The 25,489-nt window shown below is 34.4% G+C and carries 25 protein-coding genes; 17 read left to right on the top strand and 8 right to left on the bottom strand.

Translation table 11 applies throughout. From position 1 onward, the window contains the following. Positions 1 to 109: 109 nt before the first annotated feature. Together F981_RS08500 and F981_RS08495 are read left to right on the top strand one after the other, a co-directional pair. On the top strand, positions 110 to 421 hold the full coding sequence (locus F981_RS08500) for an I78 family peptidase inhibitor (RefSeq protein WP_004720533.1): 312 nt from the start codon (positions 110 to 112) through the stop codon (positions 419 to 421). Between the two features lie 256 nt (positions 422 to 677). Next, positions 678 to 2,087, top strand: a complete 1,410-nt coding sequence (locus tag F981_RS08495) for a serine hydrolase domain-containing protein (protein WP_004720531.1) — start codon at positions 678 to 680, stop codon at positions 2,085 to 2,087. A gap of 150 nt (positions 2,088 to 2,237) precedes the next feature. Here F981_RS08495 and F981_RS08490 read toward each other — a convergent pair whose 3' ends face one another. Together F981_RS08490 and F981_RS08485 are read right to left on the bottom strand one after the other, a co-directional pair. Further along, positions 2,238 to 3,806 carry an ATP-binding cassette domain-containing protein gene (locus F981_RS08490; RefSeq protein WP_004720529.1) on the bottom strand — a complete coding sequence of 523 codons (1,569 nt, stop codon included), beginning with the start codon at positions 3,804 to 3,806 and terminating at the stop codon, positions 2,238 to 2,240. A gap of 360 nt (positions 3,807 to 4,166) precedes the next feature. Continuing rightward, a complete protein-coding gene (locus tag F981_RS08485) occupies positions 4,167 to 5,372 on the bottom strand; it encodes an amino acid aminotransferase (protein ID WP_004720527.1) in 1,206 nt (401 codons plus the stop codon). 347 nt (positions 5,373 to 5,719) lie between these two features. On the opposite strand from F981_RS08485, the gene F981_RS08480 reads away from it, so the two are divergent. Then, on the top strand, positions 5,720 to 6,490 hold the full coding sequence (locus F981_RS08480) for an alpha/beta fold hydrolase (protein ID WP_004720525.1): 771 nt from the start codon (positions 5,720 to 5,722) through the stop codon (positions 6,488 to 6,490). A gap of 101 nt (positions 6,491 to 6,591) precedes the next feature. Here F981_RS08480 and F981_RS08475 read toward each other — a convergent pair whose 3' ends face one another. Both F981_RS08475 and F981_RS08470 read right to left on the bottom strand, forming a co-directional pair. Further along, positions 6,592 to 7,779, bottom strand: a complete 1,188-nt coding sequence (locus F981_RS08475) for a benzoate/H(+) symporter BenE family transporter (RefSeq protein ID WP_004720523.1) — start codon at positions 7,777 to 7,779, stop codon at positions 6,592 to 6,594. 376 nt (positions 7,780 to 8,155) lie between these two features. After that, positions 8,156 to 10,240, bottom strand: coding sequence for a multicopper oxidase family protein (locus tag F981_RS08470; protein ID WP_004720521.1), 2,085 nt, complete (start codon positions 10,238 to 10,240; stop codon positions 8,156 to 8,158). 326 nt (positions 10,241 to 10,566) lie between these two features. Between F981_RS08470 and F981_RS08465 the strand changes: the two genes are divergently transcribed. The 3 genes from F981_RS08465 to F981_RS08455 all read left to right on the top strand — a co-directional run bounded on the left by F981_RS08465 (position 10,567) and on the right by F981_RS08455 (position 14,731). Further along, the gene (locus tag F981_RS08465; protein WP_004720519.1) at positions 10,567 to 12,243 is read left to right on the top strand and encodes a tyrosinase family protein; all 1,677 of its coding nucleotides are present in this window, start codon (positions 10,567 to 10,569) and stop codon (positions 12,241 to 12,243) included. Positions 12,244 to 12,258: 15 nt separating this feature from the next. Then, entirely contained in the window at positions 12,259 to 12,987 is a 729-nt protein-coding gene (locus F981_RS08460) for a copper chaperone (RefSeq protein WP_004720517.1), read from the top strand. Between the two features lie 580 nt (positions 12,988 to 13,567). Then, positions 13,568 to 14,731, top strand: a complete 1,164-nt coding sequence (locus tag F981_RS08455) for an MFS transporter (protein WP_004720514.1) — start codon at positions 13,568 to 13,570, stop codon at positions 14,729 to 14,731. Positions 14,732 to 14,785: 54 nt separating this feature from the next. Here F981_RS08455 and F981_RS08450 read toward each other — a convergent pair whose 3' ends face one another. Further along, the gene (locus F981_RS08450; protein ID WP_004720513.1) at positions 14,786 to 15,481 is read right to left on the bottom strand and encodes an LrgB family protein; all 696 of its coding nucleotides are present in this window, start codon (positions 15,479 to 15,481) and stop codon (positions 14,786 to 14,788) included. Then, complete coding sequence (locus tag F981_RS08445) at positions 15,481 to 15,921, bottom strand: CidA/LrgA family protein (protein WP_004720511.1); 441 nt, start codon at positions 15,919 to 15,921, stop codon at positions 15,481 to 15,483. Before F981_RS08445 ends, F981_RS08450 begins: the two co-directional genes overlap by 1 nt. A gap of 99 nt (positions 15,922 to 16,020) precedes the next feature. Here F981_RS08445 and F981_RS08440 point away from each other — a divergent pair, with 99 nt between their 5' ends. After that, the gene (locus F981_RS08440; protein WP_004720509.1) at positions 16,021 to 16,920 is read left to right on the top strand and encodes a LysR family transcriptional regulator; all 900 of its coding nucleotides are present in this window, start codon (positions 16,021 to 16,023) and stop codon (positions 16,918 to 16,920) included. 374 nt (positions 16,921 to 17,294) lie between these two features. Here F981_RS08440 and F981_RS08435 read toward each other — a convergent pair whose 3' ends face one another. After that, the gene (locus tag F981_RS08435; RefSeq protein WP_016539749.1) at positions 17,295 to 17,525 is read right to left on the bottom strand and encodes a hypothetical protein; all 231 of its coding nucleotides are present in this window, start codon (positions 17,523 to 17,525) and stop codon (positions 17,295 to 17,297) included. A gap of 87 nt (positions 17,526 to 17,612) precedes the next feature. On the opposite strand from F981_RS08435, the gene F981_RS08430 reads away from it, so the two are divergent. The 8 genes from F981_RS08430 (at position 17,613) to F981_RS08395 (ending at position 23,084) form a co-directional block, all read left to right on the top strand. After that, a complete protein-coding gene (locus F981_RS08430; protein WP_004720489.1) occupies positions 17,613 to 18,854 on the top strand; it encodes a phage/plasmid replication protein, II/X family in 1,242 nt (413 codons plus the stop codon). Positions 18,855 to 18,864: 10 nt separating this feature from the next. Then, entirely contained in the window at positions 18,865 to 19,197 is a 333-nt protein-coding gene (locus tag F981_RS08425) for a hypothetical protein (protein WP_004720487.1), read from the top strand. Between the two features lie 161 nt (positions 19,198 to 19,358). Beyond that, positions 19,359 to 19,556: a hypothetical protein gene (locus tag F981_RS08420; protein WP_004720507.1), complete on the top strand. Its 198-nt coding sequence runs from the start codon at positions 19,359 to 19,361 to the stop codon at positions 19,554 to 19,556. A gap of 2 nt (positions 19,557 to 19,558) precedes the next feature. Continuing rightward, entirely contained in the window at positions 19,559 to 19,798 is a 240-nt protein-coding gene (locus tag F981_RS08415) for a hypothetical protein (RefSeq protein ID WP_004720503.1), read from the top strand. 112 nt (positions 19,799 to 19,910) lie between these two features. Then, positions 19,911 to 21,224, top strand: a complete 1,314-nt coding sequence (locus tag F981_RS08410) for a virulence factor TspB C-terminal domain-related protein (RefSeq protein ID WP_004720501.1) — start codon at positions 19,911 to 19,913, stop codon at positions 21,222 to 21,224. Beyond that, a complete protein-coding gene (locus F981_RS08405) occupies positions 21,217 to 21,492 on the top strand; it encodes a DUF2523 family protein (RefSeq protein ID WP_004720499.1) in 276 nt (91 codons plus the stop codon). Before F981_RS08410 ends, F981_RS08405 begins: the two co-directional genes overlap by 8 nt. Before the next feature lie 9 nt (positions 21,493 to 21,501). Next, on the top strand, positions 21,502 to 22,689 hold the full coding sequence (locus tag F981_RS08400; protein ID WP_004720497.1) for a zonular occludens toxin domain-containing protein: 1,188 nt from the start codon (positions 21,502 to 21,504) through the stop codon (positions 22,687 to 22,689). Between the two features lie 215 nt (positions 22,690 to 22,904). After that, positions 22,905 to 23,084 (top strand): hypothetical protein, encoded by a 180-nt coding sequence (locus F981_RS08395; RefSeq protein WP_004720495.1) that lies wholly within the window; start codon positions 22,905 to 22,907, stop codon positions 23,082 to 23,084. A 478-nt stretch (positions 23,085 to 23,562) separates the two neighbouring features. Here the strand turns inward: F981_RS08395 and F981_RS08390 are convergent, their stop codons facing one another. Further along, positions 23,563 to 23,793, bottom strand: a complete 231-nt coding sequence (locus F981_RS08390) for a hypothetical protein (RefSeq protein ID WP_016539749.1) — start codon at positions 23,791 to 23,793, stop codon at positions 23,563 to 23,565. A gap of 87 nt (positions 23,794 to 23,880) precedes the next feature. On the opposite strand from F981_RS08390, the gene F981_RS08385 reads away from it, so the two are divergent. Beyond that, positions 23,881 to 25,122: a phage/plasmid replication protein, II/X family gene (locus F981_RS08385; protein ID WP_004720489.1), complete on the top strand. Its 1,242-nt coding sequence runs from the start codon at positions 23,881 to 23,883 to the stop codon at positions 25,120 to 25,122. 10 nt (positions 25,123 to 25,132) lie between these two features. After that, positions 25,133 to 25,465 carry a hypothetical protein gene (locus F981_RS08380; protein WP_004720487.1) on the top strand — a complete coding sequence of 111 codons (333 nt, stop codon included), beginning with the start codon at positions 25,133 to 25,135 and terminating at the stop codon, positions 25,463 to 25,465. Positions 25,466 to 25,489 lie beyond the last annotated feature (24 nt).

Here is a 25,489-nt window from a genome sequence, read left to right as displayed (position 1 = left end):
TGGTTTTTATTTGCATGATAAATGTATGAGTTTTATATATTAATTCTCTAAGCTTATCTTTTTTTGTTATGTTATGGCTTTAAAGCAAAAAATCAAAATAGGTCGTCTTATGAAAAATGTTGCAATTTTAGGTCTTGGTATCATGGCTTTAACCGTATCAGCATGTTCTTCGCTTCAAACCAATGCAACAACGCAAGATCAAACAGCACAAAACACTCAAACGACATGTATTGCAGAACGCGCGACTCAGTTGATTGGACAAAATGATATGTCTGAAGCGAAAATTAAGCAGCTTACACAGGCATCAATCGTACGTAAAGTTGCGCCAAATCAAGGAGTAACTATGGATTATCGTATTGAACGTGTGACGGTAACTGTAGATCCTGCGACCAAAAAAATTACCCAAGCGACTTGTGGGTAATGACACAAATTTAAGTCTTATATGATTGAATAAATATTGATTTGTTCAATCATGATTTTAAAGTTTAATTTAACAAACTCGCTTCATCTATTCGACACAGAACAATCATTATAAAAAACTAAAATAACAATGTTTTGCTACTGATTGACAGATAATACTTGCTTAAAGCAGTTTTTTTGTTATGTTTTAAGCTGTACTTTTAGATGTGTAGCGTTAGAGCACAAGACTTTAATTCATTAGCTATTATTAAAACCTTATGAAAAGACTATTTTTAATCCTATTTGCGATTTTGATATCAAACTCAATATTTGCTCAGAGTGAAAACTATAAAATTGCCATGGACAATTTTATAAACAACTATAATGCTGATCAGTATGAAAAAATTTATGATGAATTTTCTGCTGAAATGAAAAAGACATTGCCACTTGAAAAGACAAAGCAATTTTTCTCAGGATTAAAATCTCAGGCAGGAAAAATTGAAAGTAAAGAATTTCTCAGCAATCAACAAGGAACTTATCAAAGTTATAAAACCAAGTTTGAGAAAATGGTGTTAACGGTCAATATTTCGCTTGATCAAGAAAATCATATCAAGGGACTTATTATGAAGCCTAATGAAGTCCAAAAAGAGATAAATAGTAGTAATACTGTGAATGCACTTAACGCTTATCCAAAAGAAATCTCAGACATCATTTTTTCGAATAGCCAAAATTTTCCAAATAATACGCAACTTTCTATTGCAGTCGTTCAAAATCAAAAAGTGAAATATTATGGGGTTATAAAAACTGAAGGTATGATCAAACCGATCGAAAACCAGAATAAGGTTTTTGAAATTGGTTCTATTACCAAAGTTTTTACATCGACCGTTTTAGCTTCGCTTGTTGATGAAGGAAAAATTAAATTAACGGATGAAATCAATCCATTTTATCCATCTTTAAAATTTAAAAATAACACTCAACTGAATTTTAAAGACTTGGCTAATCATACCTCCGGTTTACCACGCTTACCTGAGAATCTAGATTTATCGAATCAAAGCAATCCCTACAAAGATTATGGTAAAAGTCAGATTGAACAATACCTTAAAGATGATTTGAAAATTGAAAATGAGCCTGAAAAAAAATATGTTTATTCCAATTTAGGGGCGGGGTTATTAGGCTATACGCTTGGCGTATCACAAGGAAAAAGCTTTCAAACATTATTACAAAAGAGAATTTTTGATAAATACACAATGAAAAACTCATTTGTAAACTCGCAAAATCTAGATAATAAGTTGGTAAAAGGGCAAAATCCTGATGGAAAAATCGTATCAAATTGGGATTTTGACGTTTTGTTTGGTGCTGGCGGGCTATTATCAACCACAGAGGATTTAGCAAAATTTGCAATCGCACAATTCGATCCTAAAAATACCGAATTGACTTTAACGCGTACACCGACCTTTGAAATGAACAAAGATATGAAAATCGGTTTAGCTTGGCATTTGTTAAAATCACAAAATGGAAAAGATTTGGTTTGGCACAATGGCGGAACTGGTGGCTATTCATCTTCAATGGCAATAAATGTTGAGGATAAGACTGCCGTTATTGTGCTATCTAACCTCTCAGCTTTTCACCCAAAAACGAAAAACATAGATAAATTATGTTTTCAGCTCATAGATGAGAAGCAAAAATAATATTTGGATTTTACATATGGGGAAACTTAACACTGCAAATATTTTGAGTAGATTGGAGGTTTACTTTTAGTTTGACCAGTGCAATCCGCCATATGGGCAATAAACCATTGGCGGAAAGTTTTTCAAAATGATCAGAATGAAGTAATACTTTTAACTCAGTAAAAATGCTTCATTTACTCCAGATTGCTTAACAAAACAATCATCATGAGAGACCAGAATGACAGCACCTTTAAATTGCTCAATGGCTTGCGCAAGTAATTCTCGTGACTCAATGTCTAAGTGATTTTCAGGCTCATCCAATAACAATAAATCAATATTTTGATGATGCTGACTTATTCCAAGTAATGCTACTTTAAGTTTTTCACCGCCACTGAGTTGCCCCAATTTTAAGAGTGCTTTTTCGCGGCGGATGCGCAGTTGACCTAATAAATTTCGCCATTCAACCTCCAGTATATCTGGATTAAATTTCGCTAAATTCTCGATCACAGAAAGATCATCATTGAGTAAACTAAAATTTTGATCCAAATATAAACTTTGCCCAGTAAAGAAAATTTCAGTACTTTGTGATTGATCAATCATTTTTAATAGGGTGGATTTACCCACGCCATTTGCACCTTTAAGCTGGATTTTTTCACTGGCTTGGAGTGACAACTTTATTTTCTGTGTGGTGGCATAAGGCAATTGTAAATCGTGAATTCTTAATATTTCACCTTGTTTAAATGATTGAAATTGAAAGTCAAATCGTTGTGGTTTAATTTTTTCTAATGTTGTTTGTTTCTCCTGTAAACTGCTCTGTGTTTCATCAGCTTGGCGAATTTGCTGTGCACGTAATTTCCCAAAACTTTGCCCAGCTTGCTCTTTTTTAAAATCCAGTAGAATCTTGGCTTGAGAGTTCGAGTCACGCAATTGAGCACCTTTACGTTGACGTTTTTGTGCTTTCATTAAACTATCATGCTGTTGTTGCTTTAACTGTTTAAATTCACGTTTTTCTTGTTGAATAGACTGAGTTAAGGCATGGATTTGTTGTTGGTGCTGTTGAACATAATCAGCATAATTGCCCGAAACATGTTGTAAACCTTGCGCGGTTAAAGCATAAATATGCTGCACTTGATTCAGCAATTGAAGATCATGACTAATAATACAAACTCCCGCCTTATGTGCCTGAATCGATTCAATTAACCATTTTCTTGCCATGGTATCTAAATGATTACTTGGCTCATCTAAAAGTAGATAATGATCTTGTTTTAGAAATAAGCGACACAAAGCTAGCTTGGTTTTTTGACCTTCACTTAAGTAGTGTATGGGAAAATTTAAATCAAGCGGCAGTTGTGCATTGCTTAAAATTTGTTGCCATTTTTGAGGTAAATCCCAACAGTTTTCCACCAAATCATAATCTTCAAAATTGGCACTACTGTTTTCAATACGTTCAAAAGCATTATGTAGATGAGCAATGTCTAAAGCTTCAGCTATAGTTTTGGCATTTAATCGTTGTAATTGTGCTAAATAATTATGTTGGATATGCCATGCAATTTGCCCTGAATAGGCTAAATCTGAATGCTGTTGTAGGTGTAATAGTTTAAAAAGTAATGATTTTCCCAAACCATTACGGCCAATCACAGCAGAAGTTTGCCCTGAAAAAAGCACAAAATTCAGTTGAGTAAACATTGTTTGAGTGGGGAATGCCAAACTCAAATTTGAAATAATACATGCTTGTTGCATTCAATGATCCTCATATAGAGGATGCACAAAATAGTATGTAATAAAAGCTTTAAATAACAGTAGATTATTTAATTTATCGTAAAGACGGTATCAGAACCAAAAGATAAGTGTAGCCTTGAGTAGAATCTATTTTGCACATCAAAAATTAAATAAATAATGATGAGAAAATGACTTACTTCATTGGCGTTACTCTTTTAAGAAAGGGGGGATAAGAATGCTTATTGTATAAAAATAAATCTGTATGTCAATGTTAAGTTTTTAAAATGCTCATTAAAAAAGAATCATCTCAAAAACTTAACTCCCTTATGAAAAGGGAGTTAAGTGGCAGTTGATTGATTCAATCAACGCTTATCAATTTATTTAAGCAGTTGCTTTAATGACTTCTGCAACAGATGTTGCTACATAATCAATATTTTTTAAATTTAAGCCCGCTGCACACATACGGCCACTACGTAGCAAATAAATGGCATATTGATCTTTCAATATATCCACTTGTTCAGCCGTTAAACCTGTATAGCTAAACATGCCTTGTTGTTCTGTAAGGTAATCAAAATTACGACCAGGTAAAGCAGTAGTTAATTTTGCCTTTAATAGTTCGCGCATTTGGATGATACGCTCACGCATTTCTTTAAGTTCTGCATGCCATTTTTCAGTTAATGTTGCATCATTCAATACATTATCAACCACTAAGGCACCCGTTGTAGGTGGGCTTGAGTAGATACGGCGTACAGTTGCTTTAAGCTGACCTAAAACTTTTTGTGCAGTTGCTTGGTCATCACAAATAAAGCTTAAACCACCAACACGCTCACCATATAGTGAGAAAATTTTAGAGAATGAATTGCTAACAATGAAATTCAATCCTGACTTGTCTAAAGCACGAATTGCATAAGCATCTTCTTCTAAGCCTTGACCAAAACCTTGGTAAGCAATATCGAGGAATGGAATTAAATCACGTGCTTTCAATACTTCAATTACACGATCCCATTCAGCAGGTGTTAAATCTGCGCCTGTTGGGTTATGGCAACAAGGGTGAAGAAGAACAATGCCTTTTGCAGGGATTTGCTGTAAATCCTCTAACATGCCTTCAATATTGACACCATTGGTTGCTGCATCAAAATAGCGGTAGAAATGTGAATTGATTCCTGCACCATTAAAAATTGCAATATGGTTTTCCCAGGTCGGTTGGCTCACCCAAACATCAGATTCAGGAAAGTATTTTTTTAGAAAATCTGCACCAACTTTAAGTGCACCAGAACCGCCTAGGGTTTGAATGGTCACTGCTCGGCCATCTTTACGTGCTTGGCTATCTGCACCTAAAACCAATTTCTGGGTTGCTTCGTTATAAGACTTTGAACCATCCATCGGTAAATAAAGCTTTACCTTGTCATTGCTTGGTTCAATATTTTTCAAAGCCGCTTTTACAGCGTCTAACTGAGGAACAATGGTGTCCTCATTATAATAAAGACCAATACTTAAATTTACTTTGTGTGTCCGTTCATCCTTACCAAAGGCTTCCATTAGAGAAAGAATTGGATCACCTGCATAAGGATCTACATGTTGAAACATGGTCTAAAGTCCTAAATCAATCGAAAAAATCAAGTCTGATAATATAGGTAATTCAAACCCCGACTCAACAGTAGATTGAGGTTTATTTTTTATTATTTATTCAACTTTAGATTAAGGCCACCGCTCATTTGTCTATATTTATAGCCAAATGTGTATTCACTACAAAATAGAGGATAAATAAGATAAAACTTAAACAGTGTATCAAGTGCGGTATTGGAAGAGAGATAGTTAAGATATTGATTGTTTTTAAGTCGCAGTATTGTTAATGAATGATAAAGCTATTGTTCTGCATTTCTCTTCTTGTCATCATAGCGCAAGAGCAATATTTAAATTCTGGGTGGTTTTTAATGTTACTGAATTATCAATACGATCAAGCTCAAGATAGCAATGGGACTCAAAAAACCACACTGGTATTGATTCACGGGTTATTTGGAAGTTTAAGTAATTTGGGCATTATTGCACGTGAATTTCAAGGTAAATTCAACTTATTGCAAATTGATGTTCGAAATCATGGCCATTCTGCACATTCAGATGAAATGAATTATCAATTGATGGCTCAGGATGTTTTGCAAACACTTGATCATTTAAATATTGAAAAGTTTATTGCGATTGGACATTCTATGGGTGGAAAAATTGCAATGAAACTTGCAGATTTAGCGCAAGATCGTATGCAAAAAATGATTGTCTTGGATATGACACCTTTTGCATATCAAGAAAATCACCATGATCAAATTTTTAAAGCCTTATTTGCGGTTGAAAATGCACAGATTGAATCTCGTAAAGAAGCTACAGAGATTATGCGTCAATACTTAAAAGAAGAAATGGTGATTCAATTTTTATTAAAATCATTCAGTAAGGGAAAATGGCTGTTTAATGTCCAAGCTTTATTTAATCATTATGCCGATATTTTAAGTTGGGAAAATCAGCAGGTGAATCCTATTCCAGCATTGTTTATTAAAGGTGGAAACTCACCCTATATCTCAAAAGCTGAACATTTTTCTGCAATCGAAACCCAGTTTAGTCATAGCCAAGTTAAAGTCATTGAACAAGTCGGGCATTGGTTACATGCTGAAAAACCGGCTGTAGTCAATCAAATGATCTCTGGGTTTATAGAATGAGGTTTTAGGCTCTGAATAAATTAAAACAGCATATTTAAAGGCAATATGCTGTTTATAAATGATTATTTTATAAACACTATCAGTTCTTTAGTCCAGTAGGGTCAAGAAAGTGTCTTGGTTTTGAATTTTCCATTGACTACAAGATATGAAATTAGACCTAAAACCAAACCCCAAAATGCACCCCCAACACCAAACAAACTGATATTGGCTGTCGTTGAGAGAAAGGTAATAAGTGAGGCTTCTCGGCAATCGATATCACTCATCGCATTTGCAAGACTTCCAGCAATTGTACCTAATAATGCAAGTCCTGCTAGAGTACTTATAAAAGCGACTGGAAACGCTGCAAAGACAGCTGCTAACGTTACACCAAAAATTCCAACAAAAATATAAAACACACCTGCGGCAATCCCTGAAATCCAGCGTTTTGAAGGATCTTCGTGGGATTCCTTTCCAGTGCAAATTGCAGCAGTGATCGCAGCAAGATTAAACGCATGTGAACCAAACGGAGCCATGAGGAACGAACCTAAGCCTGTCACGATAAGAATCGGTTTAGCATTGGTGTGAAAACCATCATTTTTAAGAACCAGTAAACCTGGCATATATTGTCCTGTTAAGGTAATTAAAAATAAAGGTAAGGCAACACTCAGTATCGAGTTTATAGAAAAAGTTGGCGTGGTAAAAATAGGCGAGGCTAATTTTAGTTCAAATCCAGAGAAATCAATCCGTGATTGTAAAAGTAAGAAAATAAAGCCAAAAATCAAGACACTAATAATGGCAAATCTTGCAGAAAAACGCTTGGTGATCAGGTAAATAAAAAATAATGAAATAGCCAAAAAAGGATCAATTGTCATATTGGTAAAGGCTGCAATCCCAAATTGCAATAAAATACCTGCCAAGAGACCAGAGGCAATACCCGTTGGAATTAGACCAATCAATTTTTCAAAATAGCCCGTAATTCCCAAGATCACAAAAGCCAGTGCAGAAAGTAAATATGCGCCAATTGCTTCGGAATATGGCACGGTTACAAGCGTAGTAATTAAAAATGCAGCGGCAGGCGTAGACCATGCAGTGATAATGGGTTCTCGGGTATACCAACTTAATAATATTCCAGTGATACCAACCCCAATAGAAATAGACCACACCCATGAGGCAGTGAGTTCAGGGCTAAGACCAGCCATCTGCGCAGCTTGGAAGATTAAAATAAAGGTACCACCATAATTGACGATGACCGAAATTAAACCTGCCATAATGGGGGGAAGAAAATCATTAGAATGATGTTGAAAAGACATAAACTCTACCCCTAAGATTTTAAAAAGAAGTAGTAGAGTGTATTTTTAATGTGGTATTGCCATAAGATACACTTTTAATATTTTTTAAGGTACCAGTTTGGTGATATGATTTTATCGACAGCTTTTTTTAACTCTGGTAAAGGTGAAGGCGTTAAGAATGGTTTTTATTGTGTTTTATCTACTATGATTTGATTTTAAGAAGTAATTTTTGCTGGAACAAAGTTGTTATTAAATTGAGTAAGCCTACTTTATATTTGATTGTTAGTATGCAACATAAGAAAGTTACCTTTGTTTGATTAAGATTCGACACCTTTATCAAAACGGGTAACTTTCTCTTTTTCAAGATCAATGTTTGATCAGATCTGAACTAATACATTTAATGTACATGTGAATGAAGCCCTGCAGGTACAACAGATCCAAATGGTCTTGTTTTACAGTCTTTATCATTCGGGTCACAAATACGGACATTTTGCATCATGCCTTGATCTTCATGATCTAAGATATGACAGTGTAAGACAAAGTCTCCTGTGAATTTTTCATACTTGGTTCTGACCACAATCTCATAACCCGTTGGAACAAAAAGAGTATCCTTCCACACACCATTTAAACCATTAAATAAAGGATTAGTATTTTTCTCTAAAGTTATATCTCCACCTATACGATTGTTTGAACCATCAACCTTATATACGGATTGAATTTGAAAAGGATTCACATGAATATGGAAAGGATGTCCCGCAAGAGTAGATGTTAAGGTCCATTCATCAATTCCATTTAAAGTTAAATAGCGGTTTAAATTATCGCCATAAGGAAGTGCTAAATCAGCGTTAAACTTTTCATTACTTATACCAAAGACTTTGCTAATATTAAAATTAAGCTGTTGTTGACCTATTTTGATGTTGCTATTACTACTTTCAATATTTTGTAAAGAATCTAATGGGATAAAAGCCGTGATTAAATTATTATCTAAATCAGATTTAATTTGTTTTTGTGTAATAGCATCAAGCTGTTGACCATTACTTAGGGTTATATCTTCAACTTTTGACTTTAAAAACTCTTTTAATGTAATTGTAGGGCTAGAACTTACTTTAACATTTACAATAGCAAGAACTTTATCTGGATCTGGTGTATCAGTTGATGATTTTGCCTCAATATTTGTATTGACCTTAAATGAATCTGGAAATTTATCATTATCCACTACACAGTATTGACCCGCATCTTTAAAATTAAATATCGCATCATATCGATAGCCAGGTTGTAATAAGATAGTATTGGTTTGCTGAATAGCATTCGTGGTTAAACCATCTTGTGCCACGATTGAATAATTGATTGCATTGTTGAGTTTTGCAGCTTTTTGACATTCGGCAATAAAATTAGGCTTGTCTTGCGTGTTGATTGGTTTTTCCAACTTATAAACTCGTAGACCAATGGTATCTCGCACACCACCATGAATCATACGCCAACGATAAAATTCATTTTGATTTAAATCTATTTGACCGAGCACATTACCATTAATAGAGGTATAGCGTCCTGACTTTTTCCAACCACTTGGGCTAAGCAATTTATATTTATCAGTATCACTTATTTTAATTTCAACATCACCATCTAGGTGTCCAATTTCATTAGTTTCACAGTTTACTTTATACAGCTTTTGGTTATCACCACAAATGTACTGTATTTGTTGAAAAACCATGATCAGATCATTATTGCTGTCGGCTGAAATTTTATGCTGAATATTATTTAAAGAAATTTTTGATGGTTTTTTGGCTTTCCACAGGACATCAAAATCACCCTTTTGCTCAAAAGATTTCCCATCAAATTTTGGTAATCGATTACCTTCAATAATTAGAACACCAGCCATACCGCTAGTCACTTGTAATGCTGTAGAACCATGTAAATGTGCGTGATACCAATAAGTTCCAGCAGGATGATCCTTAGGAATATCAAATTGATAATCTTGTTTTTCTTTTGGATTAATTTTAATAAAAACATTATCAGCTGCAATACCTTTATCTTTGCCATCCTTACTAGGCATAACAGTATATTCAGGATTGACTTGCAATCCATGAGTATGCAGGTTAGTGGTATTAATACAACCAATCGTATTATGTTCATCACGACAATTCGGCGTCTTTTCGATCTCACCATTATTTTTTTTATACTCATATAAAGGTAAATTATTCATTAAATTTACTTTTAATGACTTCCCTTGCTTAATTTGAATAGTTGGAGCAACAAATTGATTGGCTAAGGGGTTGTGTGGATCGATATATTGGCGGAGTTCGACCGAATCAATTCGGTTTGTCACAGGATTATAAATTTCGCCGAGCTTCTTATCGACTTCTAAATCAATAGAAACAAAATTTGAATCTATATTGCTGTTATTAAAAAGAGGAGGGTTTTGAATACCTGCATAGAGTGGTGTTGGTGCTAATAGTGTTAAAATAGTAATATAGTTTTTCATGTTTGGTTTTTATGTGATTAATATTTATACATATTGTACTTATTTTTTTGTTTCGTAAAGACTTAAATAATAATTTTTCCATTTTTCAAAATATTTGCTGAAGCCATAGATTTTATTTTGTGTCTTAATTGGCAATTCTTATTTTCTATTCCAACTGTATAAATTTTTGTTGTATTAATGAGTGTTAATTGACGAAATAGCTTGTAAATAGCCTTTTGTAAATTAATGATTTCGTTGCACATTAAATTTTATTTTGTTATTTTGAATAAAATTCAATCAAAAGTTAAAACTTTAAAAGACTTCATTTTATAACAAGGTAGAAGATTATGGCTAAAAATTATATCAGAAGAAGTGTTTGGGAAAATTGTGGGGTATTGCTAGATGATGAGGCCTTTATTTCTAATCCGGAAAAAGGAAATAAAGACCTTTATTGGTATGCGAAAGCTGTTGCAGAAATGCGTAAATTACCTTTAGAAGACCATAATAGCTGGGGATTCTTTGGTGCAATGCATGGAATAACCATGGATGATGTGGATGATACAGGAAAAGAGCAGTTAAATTGGCATAAGCTTATAGATTTTCCAGAATTCCAAAAAATTAATGTGCAAGCACTTATTAAAATTCATGATGTAGAAACGGGTGATGGGTTATGGAACCAATGCCAACACGCAACATGGTTCTTTTTACCCTGGCATAGAGGATATTTACTCGCTATTGAAACAATTTTACGTAAGCATATTATAAAGCTTGGTGGTCCAGATGACTGGGCTTTACCTTATTGGGACTATAATGACAAAGATTATTCGAATCTTAATTCAATAAGCATTCCTCCAGCTTTCACTCAAAAGACCTTTAATGGAGAATCAAATCCTCTTTATTTACAACAACGGTATCCCAATCCAGCCGATCTAAGGGATCAAACATTTATTAACTTAAACCAATTACAAGAAGCAAAACCTGATTTTGATTTAAATAAAGAAACCATAAATTCATTGTATACATTAAATTTTACTTCAAAAATAGATAATGATATTGTCAAGGAATTAGGTTTTGGTGGTGGGGAAACTAATTTTTCACATGATGGTCATAGGTCTGGTACGGGTTCAGTTGAACAGTACCCTCATAACATCATGCATGTATTAGTTGGTGGGGTTGGCACATTCGGTTTGATGAATGATCCTAATTTTGCAGCACTAGATCCGCTTTTTTATGTGCATCATGCCAATATTGATCGCCTCTGGAGTGTTTGGAATAACTACGATCATATAGATCCAACAAACAATACCAATCCAACAGACGATACTTGGTTATCTCCTGAGCTTAGATCACCATTTATTGTCCCAAATCCAGATGAAACTAATTGGGATTTTGTCCCTAAAGATGTAACTAATGAAGAAGAGTTGAATTATCAATATACTTCGTCTTATACCTATACAGTAGCATTTGGGACAAAACTCAGCCCTGCCAGTACTTCGAATAAAGTACTTCTTAGAATGAAAAAATTTGGTTTAGATAAATTTAATCAGGAGAAAACAGATATTGAACTCATAGGATCAACAACAAGTAAAATCCAAATTACAGGCTTAACACCTGTATCGATCTCAATAGATAAAAAAAATCCACAATTAAAAAATGGATTTAAGTCAGTAGTTCAAGTAATAGAACAAAATCTTAAAAAGTTAATTACTCCAAGTAAATTTTATTTACTAGTAGAAGGCATTAAGGGAAATCAAGAAGGGGTATTTTTATCAATAAAAACACCAAATCAGCAGACTTTAAAATCCGTTGCATTGTTTGGTTTAATCAATGCATCTAAACAAAATGGAGAACATTCTGGTTTAGGGATCAATTTATCTATCGATATTACAGAATATGTTGATGAGCTTTATCTTAATAATCAGATTCAAGAATTAGATGATTTACAACTTTATGTTGAACCTATTGGTTTAAGTCAAAAATCAACACTCAGTATTGAAAAAATCACTGTTCATCAAGATAACTGATGAGTTTAAATAGCCATGAAGATTAAAAACTACTTTTCTTTATTTAAAAGAAAATCTTTTATAATTGTAATGAAAATTGCTTTATTGGTCTGGTTGTGGCTAATTTTTCAGAATTTACTGTCAATGGAGCAATCTATTGCTGTAGAGTTTGTACATGGTGAGCATTCTCATCATGTACATCAAACTAATTATAATGAAAATTTTATTTTATCAGCTATTCATAACACTATTAATATGCATTGGTTTTTGATGTTGATAGCAATGATGTTACCATTACTTTTTTTATCTGTGGAGGATGTTCAGAAAAAGAACTTTAAGAGAAAAAGGAAGTTATGTTTAATATTGTTTTTTATCGGCTATATATTTTTTTGGACACTTATTGGTGTTTTACTCTCAATTTTGACACATTATTTAAATGAATTATTACATAACCAAATAATATTGGCATGCTTGATTATTGTTGTTTTAGTTCTATGGCAGATAACTCCATATAAAAAAATCAGTCTAAATCGCTGTCATCTTCCTGCAAACATTAATCCTTTTGGGCTTCAGTCTGGTATTGATAATTTTAAATTTGGAATTAAAAAAGCCTGGTACTGCGTAGGAGCTTGTTGGCCATTTATGTGGTTATGTATAGCGTGGATGAAACCAATGATGTATATAATGCCTTTATTTACTTTATTTTTACTAGTGGAACAAATTCAACCCAAGCGAAGAGAAATTTGGGGGTTCCAATATTTTTAAATTGTTATTTTGATTTTTTAATCACTAAATATAAACTTAGAGAGCATAATTTATTCTTATTAATTTACAGATTATACTTTTTTGTTTAAGATTTAATTTACTGTATTATTTGAATATCAATCATAACAAACTAATCTAAATATAATTTGATAGCTTCCTATACTTATAAAGTAAAACACTGATTTGCAATATAATAAGTCTAAATTGCTTTTTCCGAGTTATTGGCTGTTAAATATATATATACAACATATCCATGATCTTTTTCTACAATAACCAACCCAAATCTAGATCTAGTAATATCGAGATTAACAGCTCAATCTTTGACAATTATCAAGGTGTTAGGTGTTTTGCGTTAAATTTAGTGCCTCGTAAGTCTGTTACGAATCCAGCAATTTTACCAAATAAGCAAAATATATTTTTATTAAAAGACATTAAATATATAACAGAGTATTATGGGTTTTTGAAAAAATAATGTTTTTTTAGCAGTATACAGTTGAACTACGGATGAGTGCTTTTGAGTACAAATTTATACAACGCTTTATTCCTCTAACTGTTTGAAAATACAAGTGAATGCAACGACATGCAATCTATGCCAATCCAATACAGACTGAGTGGATTCTACTTTTGGTATTATTCAATAGTTGGAACTTTTTTGCCGTATTGGAGCTTATATCTTCAAGATCAAGGATTTAATTATCAAGAAATCGGATTACTGTCGTCTATAGCCATTTTAACCCGTATATTTGCACCCTTTATTTGGGGATTTATCGCAGATAAAACGGGCAAACGAATGTTGTGGGTTCGTGTGGCAACTTGGATGGAAGCTACAATTTGGTTTTTGATTTTTATTATTCCCAATAATATGCAATCGATTGCATTTCTGATGCTGATTTTTAGCTTCTTTCAAAATGCCATACTTGCGCAATTTGAAGGTGTAACGCTGTTTTGGCTGGGTAATCAACATACAGCATTGTATGGAAAAATTAGAAAATGGGGCTCTATTGGATTTATTATTGGCGTATTTAGTATCGGTGCGATTTTAGAAGTTATTGCAATTCAATATTTACCAATGATGTTGTTATGTATTGCATTTACAGCTTTTATTTGGTCCTTTTCGATTAAGGAACCCAGCACAGCACCGAGTGCACAAAAAATATTAGAACCATTGCTTCCCATTCTAAAAAGACCTGTGGTTTTTTCATTTTTTATCATTGAATTTATTATGCTTTTTGCACAAGCACCATTTTATAGTTTTTATAGTAATTATTTAAAACTTGCTGGTTACAGTACAACTCAGATTGGCTTTTTATGGTCAGTTGGAGTGATTGCTGAAATTATCATGTTTAACTATGCAAATTTCTTCCTAAATCGTTTTTCATGGCGAAGCTTAGTCGCACTTTGTTTAATCATGACCAGTATTCGATTTATATTAGCGGGTTTATTTTCAGAAAATTTCATTATTCAATTTATTTCTCAAACTTTTCATGCATTTAGTTTTGGTTTATTTCATATTATTGCAATGCGGGTCATTTTGCAGAACTTTGCAGCCAAACAACAGGGCAGAGGGCAAGCACTATACAGTACCATGTGGGGACTTGGCGTTGCATCTGGCAGCATCTTAGCTGGGCAATATTGGGAAAAATTATCAGGAGAATATATTTTTATTATTGCTGGATTTTCAGCCTTGCTTGGCCTGCTATTGATTAATTTTTTACCTAAAACATTACAAATGATTCAAAGATAAATGAATCTCTTTGCAGAAAAGAGATTCAGAACATTCAAAACGATACTGTACGGATTAATTTAGTAAATAGACAATGAGGTGTACAATAAAAGGTCCAACCAATACCATAAAAATACCAGCTAAAACCATGGTTAAACTGGCAATAACACCTTCATCTTTATCACGCATATAAGCTTTACTTGTACCAAAACCATGTGCTGCATTACCCAAAGACGCACCTTGTGCAAAGCTTGATTTCAGTCTTAATCCACCCAATACCAAATCACCAATTAACATACCAGTCACCCCAGTAATCATGGTGAATAAAATCACCAATTCAACAGAACCGCCGATATGGGTTGTTAGTTCCATTGCAAATGGTGTAGAGATTGAACGCGCCATTAGACTATAGGTTGTTGTTTGGTCAAAATGAAATAACTTGGCAAGGTAGAATGCACTGATCATCCCAGCAAGCATACCAATGACCACACCCATAGAAATTGAAATGAGATGTTCTTTAATGATTTGGCGATATTCAAAAATTGGGATTGCAAAGGCAACAGTTGCAGGCCCTAACATCCATATAATCCACTGACTATCAAGCATATAAGCATCATAAGAAACATGTGCTGACAGTAAAATGGTGATTAAAACAATCGGAACCAAAATTGCTGGAGATAAAATTAAGTATGGAAATTTACGATAAAGTTTTTTGACCAACACATATGCGACTAATGTGGTCACTAGGCAAAATATTGAAATGGCAGACATTATTTATCTCCCTGTAATACATGTACGGTTTTATGAACATGACGTTGTTTCAACTTCCGCTCTAGTTTAAAACCTATATGCACACTATAAGCAGTAAATACCATCACACAAATTGTACCCAGTACAACCACAACAATCAGTTGCCAACCCTCAGTCATAAATAAGTTTTTATATTTCATTAACCCGATAAAACAAGGAATAAAAAATAGTACCAATTCACCTAGAATGAAATCTGAGCCTGATTTAATCCAATTTAACTTAAAAATACCTGTCATGAGCCCAATCAAAACCATAAATAAGCCAATCACAGCTGCCGAAATAGGTAAATTAAATTGTTTTTGAATGATTGAACCAATCCACCAAATCAAAATTAAAAGCCCAATTTGCAATATGACTTTATAAATTGATGAAATTTGGTGGCTTTGAGTATGCGTAGACATTTTATTGCAGATATTTTAAAAAGATGAGTTATTTTAGTTGCAAACATCACATCATATTATGAATAATTAAACCATAATTATGCGATTTTGGAATAATTAATGGACATTAAAAATCTTAAAATTTTTGTAGAAATCGTCAATTGCGAAAGTTTTACTTTGGCTGCGGATCGTTTGTTTATGACACAGCCTACACTCAGTAAATCAATTAAACATTTAGAAGAAGAACTTGGCACAGCTTTGTTTAAAAAAGGTGAAGCTGGAAGAAAAAGGGAAGTTGTACTTACCTATATTGGTGAATTAATTTATCAACATGCTTTAAATATCTTAAATGAACAAAAGCAAATATTTGATAATATTGATCAAGTACAGCAGTTAAAAAAAGGGAAATTAACCATCGGCTTACCACCATTAGGTTCGGTATTACTTAGTCCTTTAATTGCTTTATTTCACCAAAATTATCCTGATATTCAATTGAAATTCTTAGAAGTTGGTGCTAATGGTATTGAGGAAGCAATTGCTGATAAAAGTATTGATGTTGGGATTTTACTCGGTAATTTAAGGCCAAGTTTTGCGGCAATTCCTGTGATAGATTCACCGATGTGTTTATTAGCAAAGAAAAATTCACATTGGAATCAACGAGATTCAGTGAATTTGCATGAACTTAAGGAAGAAACTTTTTTACTTTACGCTGATTCTTTTACGTTAAATAAGATGATTATACAGGCTGCAAATTCTGTAGGTTTTGAACCCAAAGTGGTGTGTAAAAGTAGCCAGTGGGACTTTATCACCAAAATGGTGGAGTTTAATATGGGGATTGCCATATTGCCCAAAATTTATTGTGATCAGTTAGATCCGGGGAAGTTTTGCTCAGCAATCCTTAATGAGCCTAAATTACATTGGACATTGAGTATGGCTTGGAATACGACTGTAGCAATGAGTCCAGCAACCAAAGCTTGGTTAACGATTGTAGAGATGCATCGAGATAAAATTCATTTCTAGATTTATTGATAGCTTTTAAATCTTAATAAATTGAGATTAGCGTGGCTCAGGTTTAAATTTTATAATTATTAAAACCATTTATATCAATTACTTAATTTATATTATTTCGCATAATGTAACTGCGTGATTATGTTACTTGCATTGCACCTTATTAAAATGTCATTTTCCCGATCAGAAAATGGCATTTTCTTTTTTAAGAAATGCAGTGCATTTAACATCAATCCGCATTATGCGACTTCTTTCTGTGATGGACGCCAACGACGACGACGAGGTACGAGGAGGAGGAGGCGAAGGACAGAGCTAAGTGAAAGGGCAGACTTGAAAAAGTCCACCATCTCTAGTGTGGACTTAACTCCGGAATTTCGGACTATTTCTTACTTTATTATTTTCACTGTACCGCTGTTACTAACTTCCAATAGCTCTAAACCTTCTTCTACAAGAATATGTATTAGCTCGCTATCTCTTAATGGCTGTTGTCCTTTTTGAATTAAAATTTTGTTTAATTCAACTGCTTTCTTTCTGAGCATTTCTTGCTCTTGATCGTTTATTCGAACGCTTTGAACCATTTTTTTCATACCAGTATCAACATGTGGAAAATCATACATGTATTTTTGCATGCATGTATTGCGCATACTTGCATATTTGTGTTAAGTTCCGCTTTATGCATATTTGCATGCATGTGGATATTAGCTATGTTAGACAAAATCGTAATGCATATTCCTATTGATGCTTCTTTAGTTGATATCACTGAAGACGGTAATCATTGCATTTTAGGTTTTGACATGCTTGATCTTGATCTTAAAAAAGTTGGTTCTTGGGATGTCTACAAAGATGAAGAGGGTAAAACTCAACATCGTGTTTTAAATCATGGTTGGGAAAGATTACCCACATCTCATACAGCTATGGCTTTTAAATTCTTTCATGAGGGTCGTTATTACCCACATGTTGAACTCAAGGCTTCACCAGCAAAGATTCTGCAAGGTCACAATGTTTATGGTTCTGACTGGATTGAAGAAGGTGCAATGGAAATGCTTGGTTATCTTGCTGAATCACATCCTACGCTTTACTCGATGCTTTGTATTTCTGAAACAGAAGTTCTACAGCTTGATGCAACATATTCAGCACGTTTAAAAGATGAAAACCAAGTAGCACAAGCCCTTGATTTTATGCGTAACATGTCTTCAAGACATATCCGTAAATCACAAAAAGAGATTGTTTATAAGAATACAATTTATTTCGGTTCAGAACGATCAAAACGCTATGCACGTAAAGTTTACGGCAAATTTAATGAATTTCAGAATCAACTAGAAGAACAAATCAAGTTATCAAAAGCTAATGATAAATGTGCTTTACGTGTTGTCAAAGTTATGTCTGATCCTGATTTACAAGCGTGGGCAAAAGGGCTGTTACGCTTTGAAACCGGTATCAAGAAATATGTTTTAAAAGAACTCGGTTTACCAACGAATTTATTTCAACTTATACGCCACCAACGTGAAAATCCTGATTTTTTAAAAGACCTATGGGTCAAAGCAAATTCTGAAATATTCAAAGCCCTTGAGGGTTCAGCCATGAAAACTACTGATCACGATTCTATCTTTAAAACTCTGTGCAATGTCTTTGGTACTGTTACGCCTACAGGTCGTGTTAGTACAACTAAGGCAAGGAATCTATTTAACTTTTATTGTGCTTTAGAAATTCATGGCTGTGAAGCAATGAAAAAACAATATGGAAAATCCCAGTTCTTTGCACAAATGGCAGATTTGATTCTTGCTGGTTATTCAAAAGCTTATTTACAGAATCTTCATATTGACTCTAAAAACAACGTCATACCGTTTATCAAACTCGTAGAAATCAATTTCGAAACTCAAGTACCGCCAAACTTTATAGAGCCTGTCTCTACATTCAATCAACGTCAATTAAAACTCGTATCTTAAGGTGAATCTCATGTCTCAATTAATCTTCAAAGCAAAACTTATAAATGTTGAACAATCAACAAACGAAAAAGGGCTAAACATGCGCCTGATCTTCGAATCTGAACGTTATGACCGTGGTTTAGAAAAAATGGTTCCGTGTTCACAGAACGTAAAAGTAATTGAAGATCACCATCATATGAAAGATTTTTACATGTCTTATCGTGGTCGGGAAATTTATTTGCCGATTGAGCAATCAACCATGGATCGCAATATTTATTACAAGACAACTGGTGACGGTAAGCCATTGCAGTTAGAAGAAAAGAAAGCTCAAGATCAAAAAACTCCTGAGTTATCAAAGGTATAATTATACCATTTCGTATAATGTATAATATGTAAATAAATCAATAACTTAGAGTATTTTATAATGACACAATCAATATATAAATGCAAGAAGTGCGGTTGTGTTCTACAAGATCAGAATCTCTATTTTATTCATTTTTACAACTGTAAATAGGATTTTAAAACATGGCATATGTCTGCGAATCAATACAACTAGTGGATCGAGTCCAGACATGTGTCGCTTGGATTCAGCAAGTTGAACCTGAGTTTAACTTACTGAATATATCGGTTGCAGATGCGAATTTATTGCTATCTCAAGTCGCTGTTTGCTTTGCAACTGTATTTCTCTACAACGTCATCAATGACGCATTTAAAGGTAAATAATCATGAAAAATCAAAACCAAACTCCAAAAAAAGGTCTTAACTTAGCTCAAAAAGTTCTGATTGTTGCTACTCCATTTGTAGCTTCAACAAGTGCATTTGCTGAGGGTCCAGACGTTTCTGCGGGTACTGCTGTAATTGCTACTGGTGTTGCTGTTATCGCTTTGATCGGTGCTGCAAAGATCATTCCAAACGCAACAATTCAAGTGTGGGGCTACGTCAAACAAGCGTTCAACCGTACTTAATAAACTTGGGGAGTTCGCTCCCCATTTTTATTGGAGATCAAAAAATGTCTTTCGGATTCTTCTATTTAATTCTTATGTCTGTCTGTTTTTATTTATTGCTAAGGAAATGAAAATGAAAAAATTCCTTGTGTTTTTATTGTCCTTAACAATATGCCTTACTCCGTCTTTAACATTTGCAGGCGCTGAAAAATGGGTAGTCGAAAAAGTTGTCTATGAGTCTGTCGCAAAAGTGATAGATGTAACTGCTAAACGTGCAACAGCCGTTGCATCAAATGACCCTTTTTATAAAGCTCGTGTTCCTGTCACAGCAGGCGCAACAGGTTCAACAGTAGCCTCTATGGCTCGTTTAGGACTTTTAGGTGCTGTTGTTTACGGAATTATCCAAGGTGTTGGCTGGGTTATTGATAACGGTGTAATTAAAAAGCCTGTAAAAAATACAATTGAGAATTGGGAATATCTTTACGGTGTAAGTGGAAATATTGGTAAATCAGCACAAGACGCTGCTAATTTGTATTTAGCAACGAATCAACAAGCTGGATATTTGCTCGGTGCTTCAATCGGAGGTTGTACTAAAGTTGATCCGAGTACTATGAAGGGTCAATGTACAATAACACGTAAAGATGGTGTATCTTATCCAACTCCGTATGATTATTATAAAAATCCAAATTATCAACCATCTACAGAATTAGTCCCTGTTTCAGAAACCCAAATCGGTAATGAAGTAAATAATTCACCTGAAGCACCACAAGTATTACCTGACATATATAACCCTAATAATCCTGCAGGTGGTCAAGCTCCCGAATCTACAGCAGATGCTTTAGATAATGCTCCTCCAATTCCTGAAACAGACCCTACTGGAAGCACAAAACCTAAACCAAATGTGGACACGGATGGAGACGGAAAACCTGACGTTTACGACCCTGAAAAACCGAGTGTTGGTGAAGATTTTACACTTCCTGAATTCTGCTCATGGGCTGTAACTGTATGTGAATGGTACAAAAAATATAAAGAAGATTCAAAACAAGCTGAAGCTCAACGTCAGTCTGAACAAGTCGCTTGGCAACGAGAAGAAATAGCAAGACAACAAGAAGAAGCTCAACGAGAGAAAGAAAGAACATTTTGGCAAAAGGTAGAGGACTGGTTTGACTGGACAAAAGAGCAACCTGATAAAGATGATTCAAATGATATTGAAATAAAAAAGCCTGATGAATTTGACACATCAATATTCTCAAAAGATCGCTTTGCTGTATCACGACAATGTCCAATTCCTGAACAACACACAATCAGCTTGTCTGGTGTATCCGTTAACTTCTCATTTGATATGACGCCATTGTGTCAAGTGCTTATTCTTGCTCGTCCTGCGCTTGTTGCTTGTTCATATCTTTATGCTGCTTACATTGTCATAGGAGCTGCTCGAAATGGGTAAATTACTCAAACAATTACTTGATAGCTTCGGTGATGGGTTTCTAAAACGTATATTAAAAGGTGCTGGCATTTCGCTTGTTTCGGGAACCATCATTTTAGGTGTTATTAACTACCTGATTAATCGCTTTATGAGTGATTTTTTTATCGTGGGTGACTTGGCTTCACTCGTTGGTGTAAGTGGTTTAGATCAGTGCATTTCTATTGTTATTTCAGCATTTATTGCACGTGCCATGATCACCAGCACAAGCATGTCGTTCTCAAAAGCCTAAGGGGAAACTATGATTTATTTAATTACAGCGACTCCAGGCTCAGGAAAAACCCTTTGGGCAGTGAATGAGATATTTAAACGTGTCAATGAAACTGACCCTTGGAACATTTTTAGTAACATTGATGGTTTACGTCTAGATACTGCACAACCGCTCAAAGACAAATTTGAGGACTATCCAGCACGTTCATTGGTTGTGATTGATGAAGCGCAAAAGATTTCACATTTCTCAAAAAAGTACAAACATCCTGTTAAAAACGAAAACCATCCGGAAGTAGAGTTTTTACAAACCCATCGTCATGCTGATTTCTTGGATATTATTTACATCACACAAGCCCCTAGATTGCTGAATGTTGACGTATTGGACATGGTGGGAACGCATTACCATTTACACAGACCAATGGGCATGAAAATGGCGACTTGGTGGATGTGGAAATATCATCAACTCAACCCTAATACCAAATCGACCAAGGCAGATGCAGAGGATTCAGGTACGTTTACTTATCCTAAAAACCTGTTTGGTATGTACAAAAGCTCCAATGGTGGTGAAGATTCTCACGGTAAAATTAAAATTCCGATGAAGATCATCAATGCAATTTGGATGCTTGTGCTTGTGATCGGTGCGACTGGTTGGCTTTGGGTAAAATCTCAACCTGATAAAAAAGAAGAAACAATGCAAGAACAAAGCATAAAACAGGAAATTCCAACACAAGCCAATTCGGCAACACAACAGCCTCTAGTTCTTGAACAAGATTGTAGAAAAGGTGTGAATGTCGAAAAGCCTGAATGTGTACAGTGGTTTAATGACATGTCTAAAAACAACGCTTCTATAACAAACGATGGTGCTGTTACATATGATTCTTCAAAGCCCTATGATTTTAAACCACAAGCAAGAATACAAGTTGTTGATTATCCTAAGTTAACAGGTTGTTCTAAATATGATGGTAAATACTACGCCTTTGATCAACAGGGCAACAGAATGCCAAGTATTTCACAAGCTGATTGTAAAAGATGGTTAAACGGTGAACGACTGTTTGACTATACAAAATCTCCCCAACAGGTACAAAACAATGCTCAATTCAATACTCAAAGCAATAGTACGAACACTGTTCAACAAGCTTCTCAATCGGATATTCCCAAACAGGTGGAAATAGCGAATAATGATGTACAACCCCAATTACAGGCTCAGGTAGTGAGTTGATATGATTAATTTTTTTCTTAGAATATGGTTTTTGCTTCTCGTATTACTTTATATTTTTGCTGGTTTATTTTTCTTTACTGGAGAATGATGAACGAGTGTCTACGAGTGACGAATATCCATTAAAACATTGAAATTCTTCTTCCTGATCACAAGCTCCCATATGACTTAAAACGGTCGAAATAGAGCGTCCGTAGGCGCGAACTGGAGAAATAGCAATGGAATTTAACTTAGACGAACTTAATTCGATATATTGGGCATTGAGAGAGGATGGTGGGTATTCTGCATCACTAGTGCTTAAAAAAATTGAAGCCAAATATACGTTTTGTTGGTTTTGTCATAAGCTAGTTTTAAATGAAGAAATTGAATCTCATCAACAGAAAGAACTAGAAGAATGATTGGCATTATCTTCCTTCCGATCTGAAATTTTTGTTTAAGTCTTTGAAATTTTTTATAGGTAGTGAAATGGACTGGCAAAATATTACAATAAATTATGACCCATATTGGGTATTTAAAATATTTTATAATGATGGTGAGCCTACTATCTACGCTCATTTGCTTTTAGCCTTTTGTATCTGTCATATGATTATTTTATTAAGAGACTGATTTCGCATAATGTAACTGCGTGATTATGTTACTTGCATTGCACCTTATTAAAATGTCATTTTCCCGATCAGAAAATGGCATTTTCTTTTTTAAGAAATGCAGTGCATTTAACATCAATCCGCATTATGCGACTTCTTTCTGTGATGGACGCCAACGACGACGACGAGGTACGAGGAGGAGGAGGCGAAGGACAGAGCTAAGTGAAAGGGCAGACTTGAAAAAGTCCACCATCTCTAGTGTGGACTTAACTCCGGAATTTCGGACTATTTCTTACTTTATTATTTTCACTGTACCGCTGTTACTAACTTCCAATAGCTCTAAACCTTCTTCTACAAGAATATGTATTAGCTCGCTATCTCTTAATGGCTGTTGTCCTTTTTGAATTAAAATTTTGTTTAATTCAACTGCTTTCTTTCTGAGCATTTCTTGCTCTTGATCGTTTATTCGAACGCTTTGAACCATTTTTTTCATACCAGTATCAACATGTGGAAAATCATACATGTATTTTTGCATGCATGTATTGCGCATACTTGCATATTTGTGTTAAGTTCCGCTTTATGCATATTTGCATGCATGTGGATATTAGCTATGTTAGACAAAATCGTAATGCATATTCCTATTGATGCTTCTTTAGTTGATATCACTGAAGACGGTAATCATTGCATTTTAGGTTTTGACATGCTTGATCTTGATCTTAAAAAAGTTGGTTCTTGGGATGTCTACAAAGATGAAGAGGGTAAAACTCAACATCGTGTTTTAAATCATGGTTGGGAAAGATTACCCACATCTCATACAGCTATGGCTTTTAAATTCTTTCATGAGGGTCGTTATTACCCACATGTTGAACTCAAGGCTTCACCAGCAAAGATTCTGCAAGGTCACAATGTTTATGGTTCTGACTGGATTGAAGAAGGTGCAATGGAAATGCTTGGTTATCTTGCTGAATCACATCCTACGCTTTACTCGATGCTTTGTATTTCTGAAACAGAAGTTCTACAGCTTGATGCAACATATTCAGCACGTTTAAAAGATGAAAACCAAGTAGCACAAGCCCTTGATTTTATGCGTAACATGTCTTCAAGACATATCCGTAAATCACAAAAAGAGATTGTTTATAAGAATACAATTTATTTCGGTTCAGAACGATCAAAACGCTATGCACGTAAAGTTTACGGCAAATTTAATGAATTTCAGAATCAACTAGAAGAACAAATCAAGTTATCAAAAGCTAATGATAAATGTGCTTTACGTGTTGTCAAAGTTATGTCTGATCCTGATTTACAAGCGTGGGCAAAAGGGCTGTTACGCTTTGAAACCGGTATCAAGAAATATGTTTTAAAAGAACTCGGTTTACCAACGAATTTATTTCAACTTATACGCCACCAACGTGAAAATCCTGATTTTTTAAAAGACCTATGGGTCAAAGCAAATTCTGAAATATTCAAAGCCCTTGAGGGTTCAGCCATGAAAACTACTGATCACGATTCTATCTTTAAAACTCTGTGCAATGTCTTTGGTACTGTTACGCCTACAGGTCGTGTTAGTACAACTAAGGCAAGGAATCTATTTAACTTTTATTGTGCTTTAGAAATTCATGGCTGTGAAGCAATGAAAAAACAATATGGAAAATCCCAGTTCTTTGCACAAATGGCAGATTTGATTCTTGCTGGTTATTCAAAAGCTTATTTACAGAATCTTCATATTGACTCTAAAAACAACGTCATACCGTTTATCAAACTCGTAGAAATCAATTTCGAAACTCAAGTACCGCCAAACTTTATAGAGCCTGTCTCTACATTCAATCAACGTCAATTAAAACTCGTATCTTAAGGTGAATCTCATGTCTCAATTAATCTTCAAAGCAAAACTTATAAATGTTGAACAATCAACAAACGAAAAAGGGCTAAACATGCGCCTGATCTTCGAATCTGAACGTTATGACCGTGGTTTAGAAAAAATGGTTCCGTGTTCACAGAACGTAAAAGTAATTGAAGATCACCATCATATGAAAGATTTTTACATGTCTTATCGTGGTCGGGAAATTTATTTGCCGATTGAGCAATCAACCATGGATCGCAATATTTATTACAAGACAACTGGTGACGGTAAGCCATTGCAGTTAGAAGAAAAGAAAGCTCAAGATCAAAAAACTCCTGAGTTATCAAAGGTATAATTATACCATTTCGTATAATGTATA

Origin of the sequence: Acinetobacter guillouiae CIP 63.46 (genome assembly GCF_000368145.1) — a bacterium.
In the GTDB taxonomy this organism is placed as follows: Bacteria; Pseudomonadota; Gammaproteobacteria; order Pseudomonadales; family Moraxellaceae; genus Acinetobacter; species Acinetobacter guillouiae.
The sequence above is the reverse complement of the archived record's forward strand: the minus strand, read 5'-3'. Positions and strand labels throughout refer to the sequence as shown.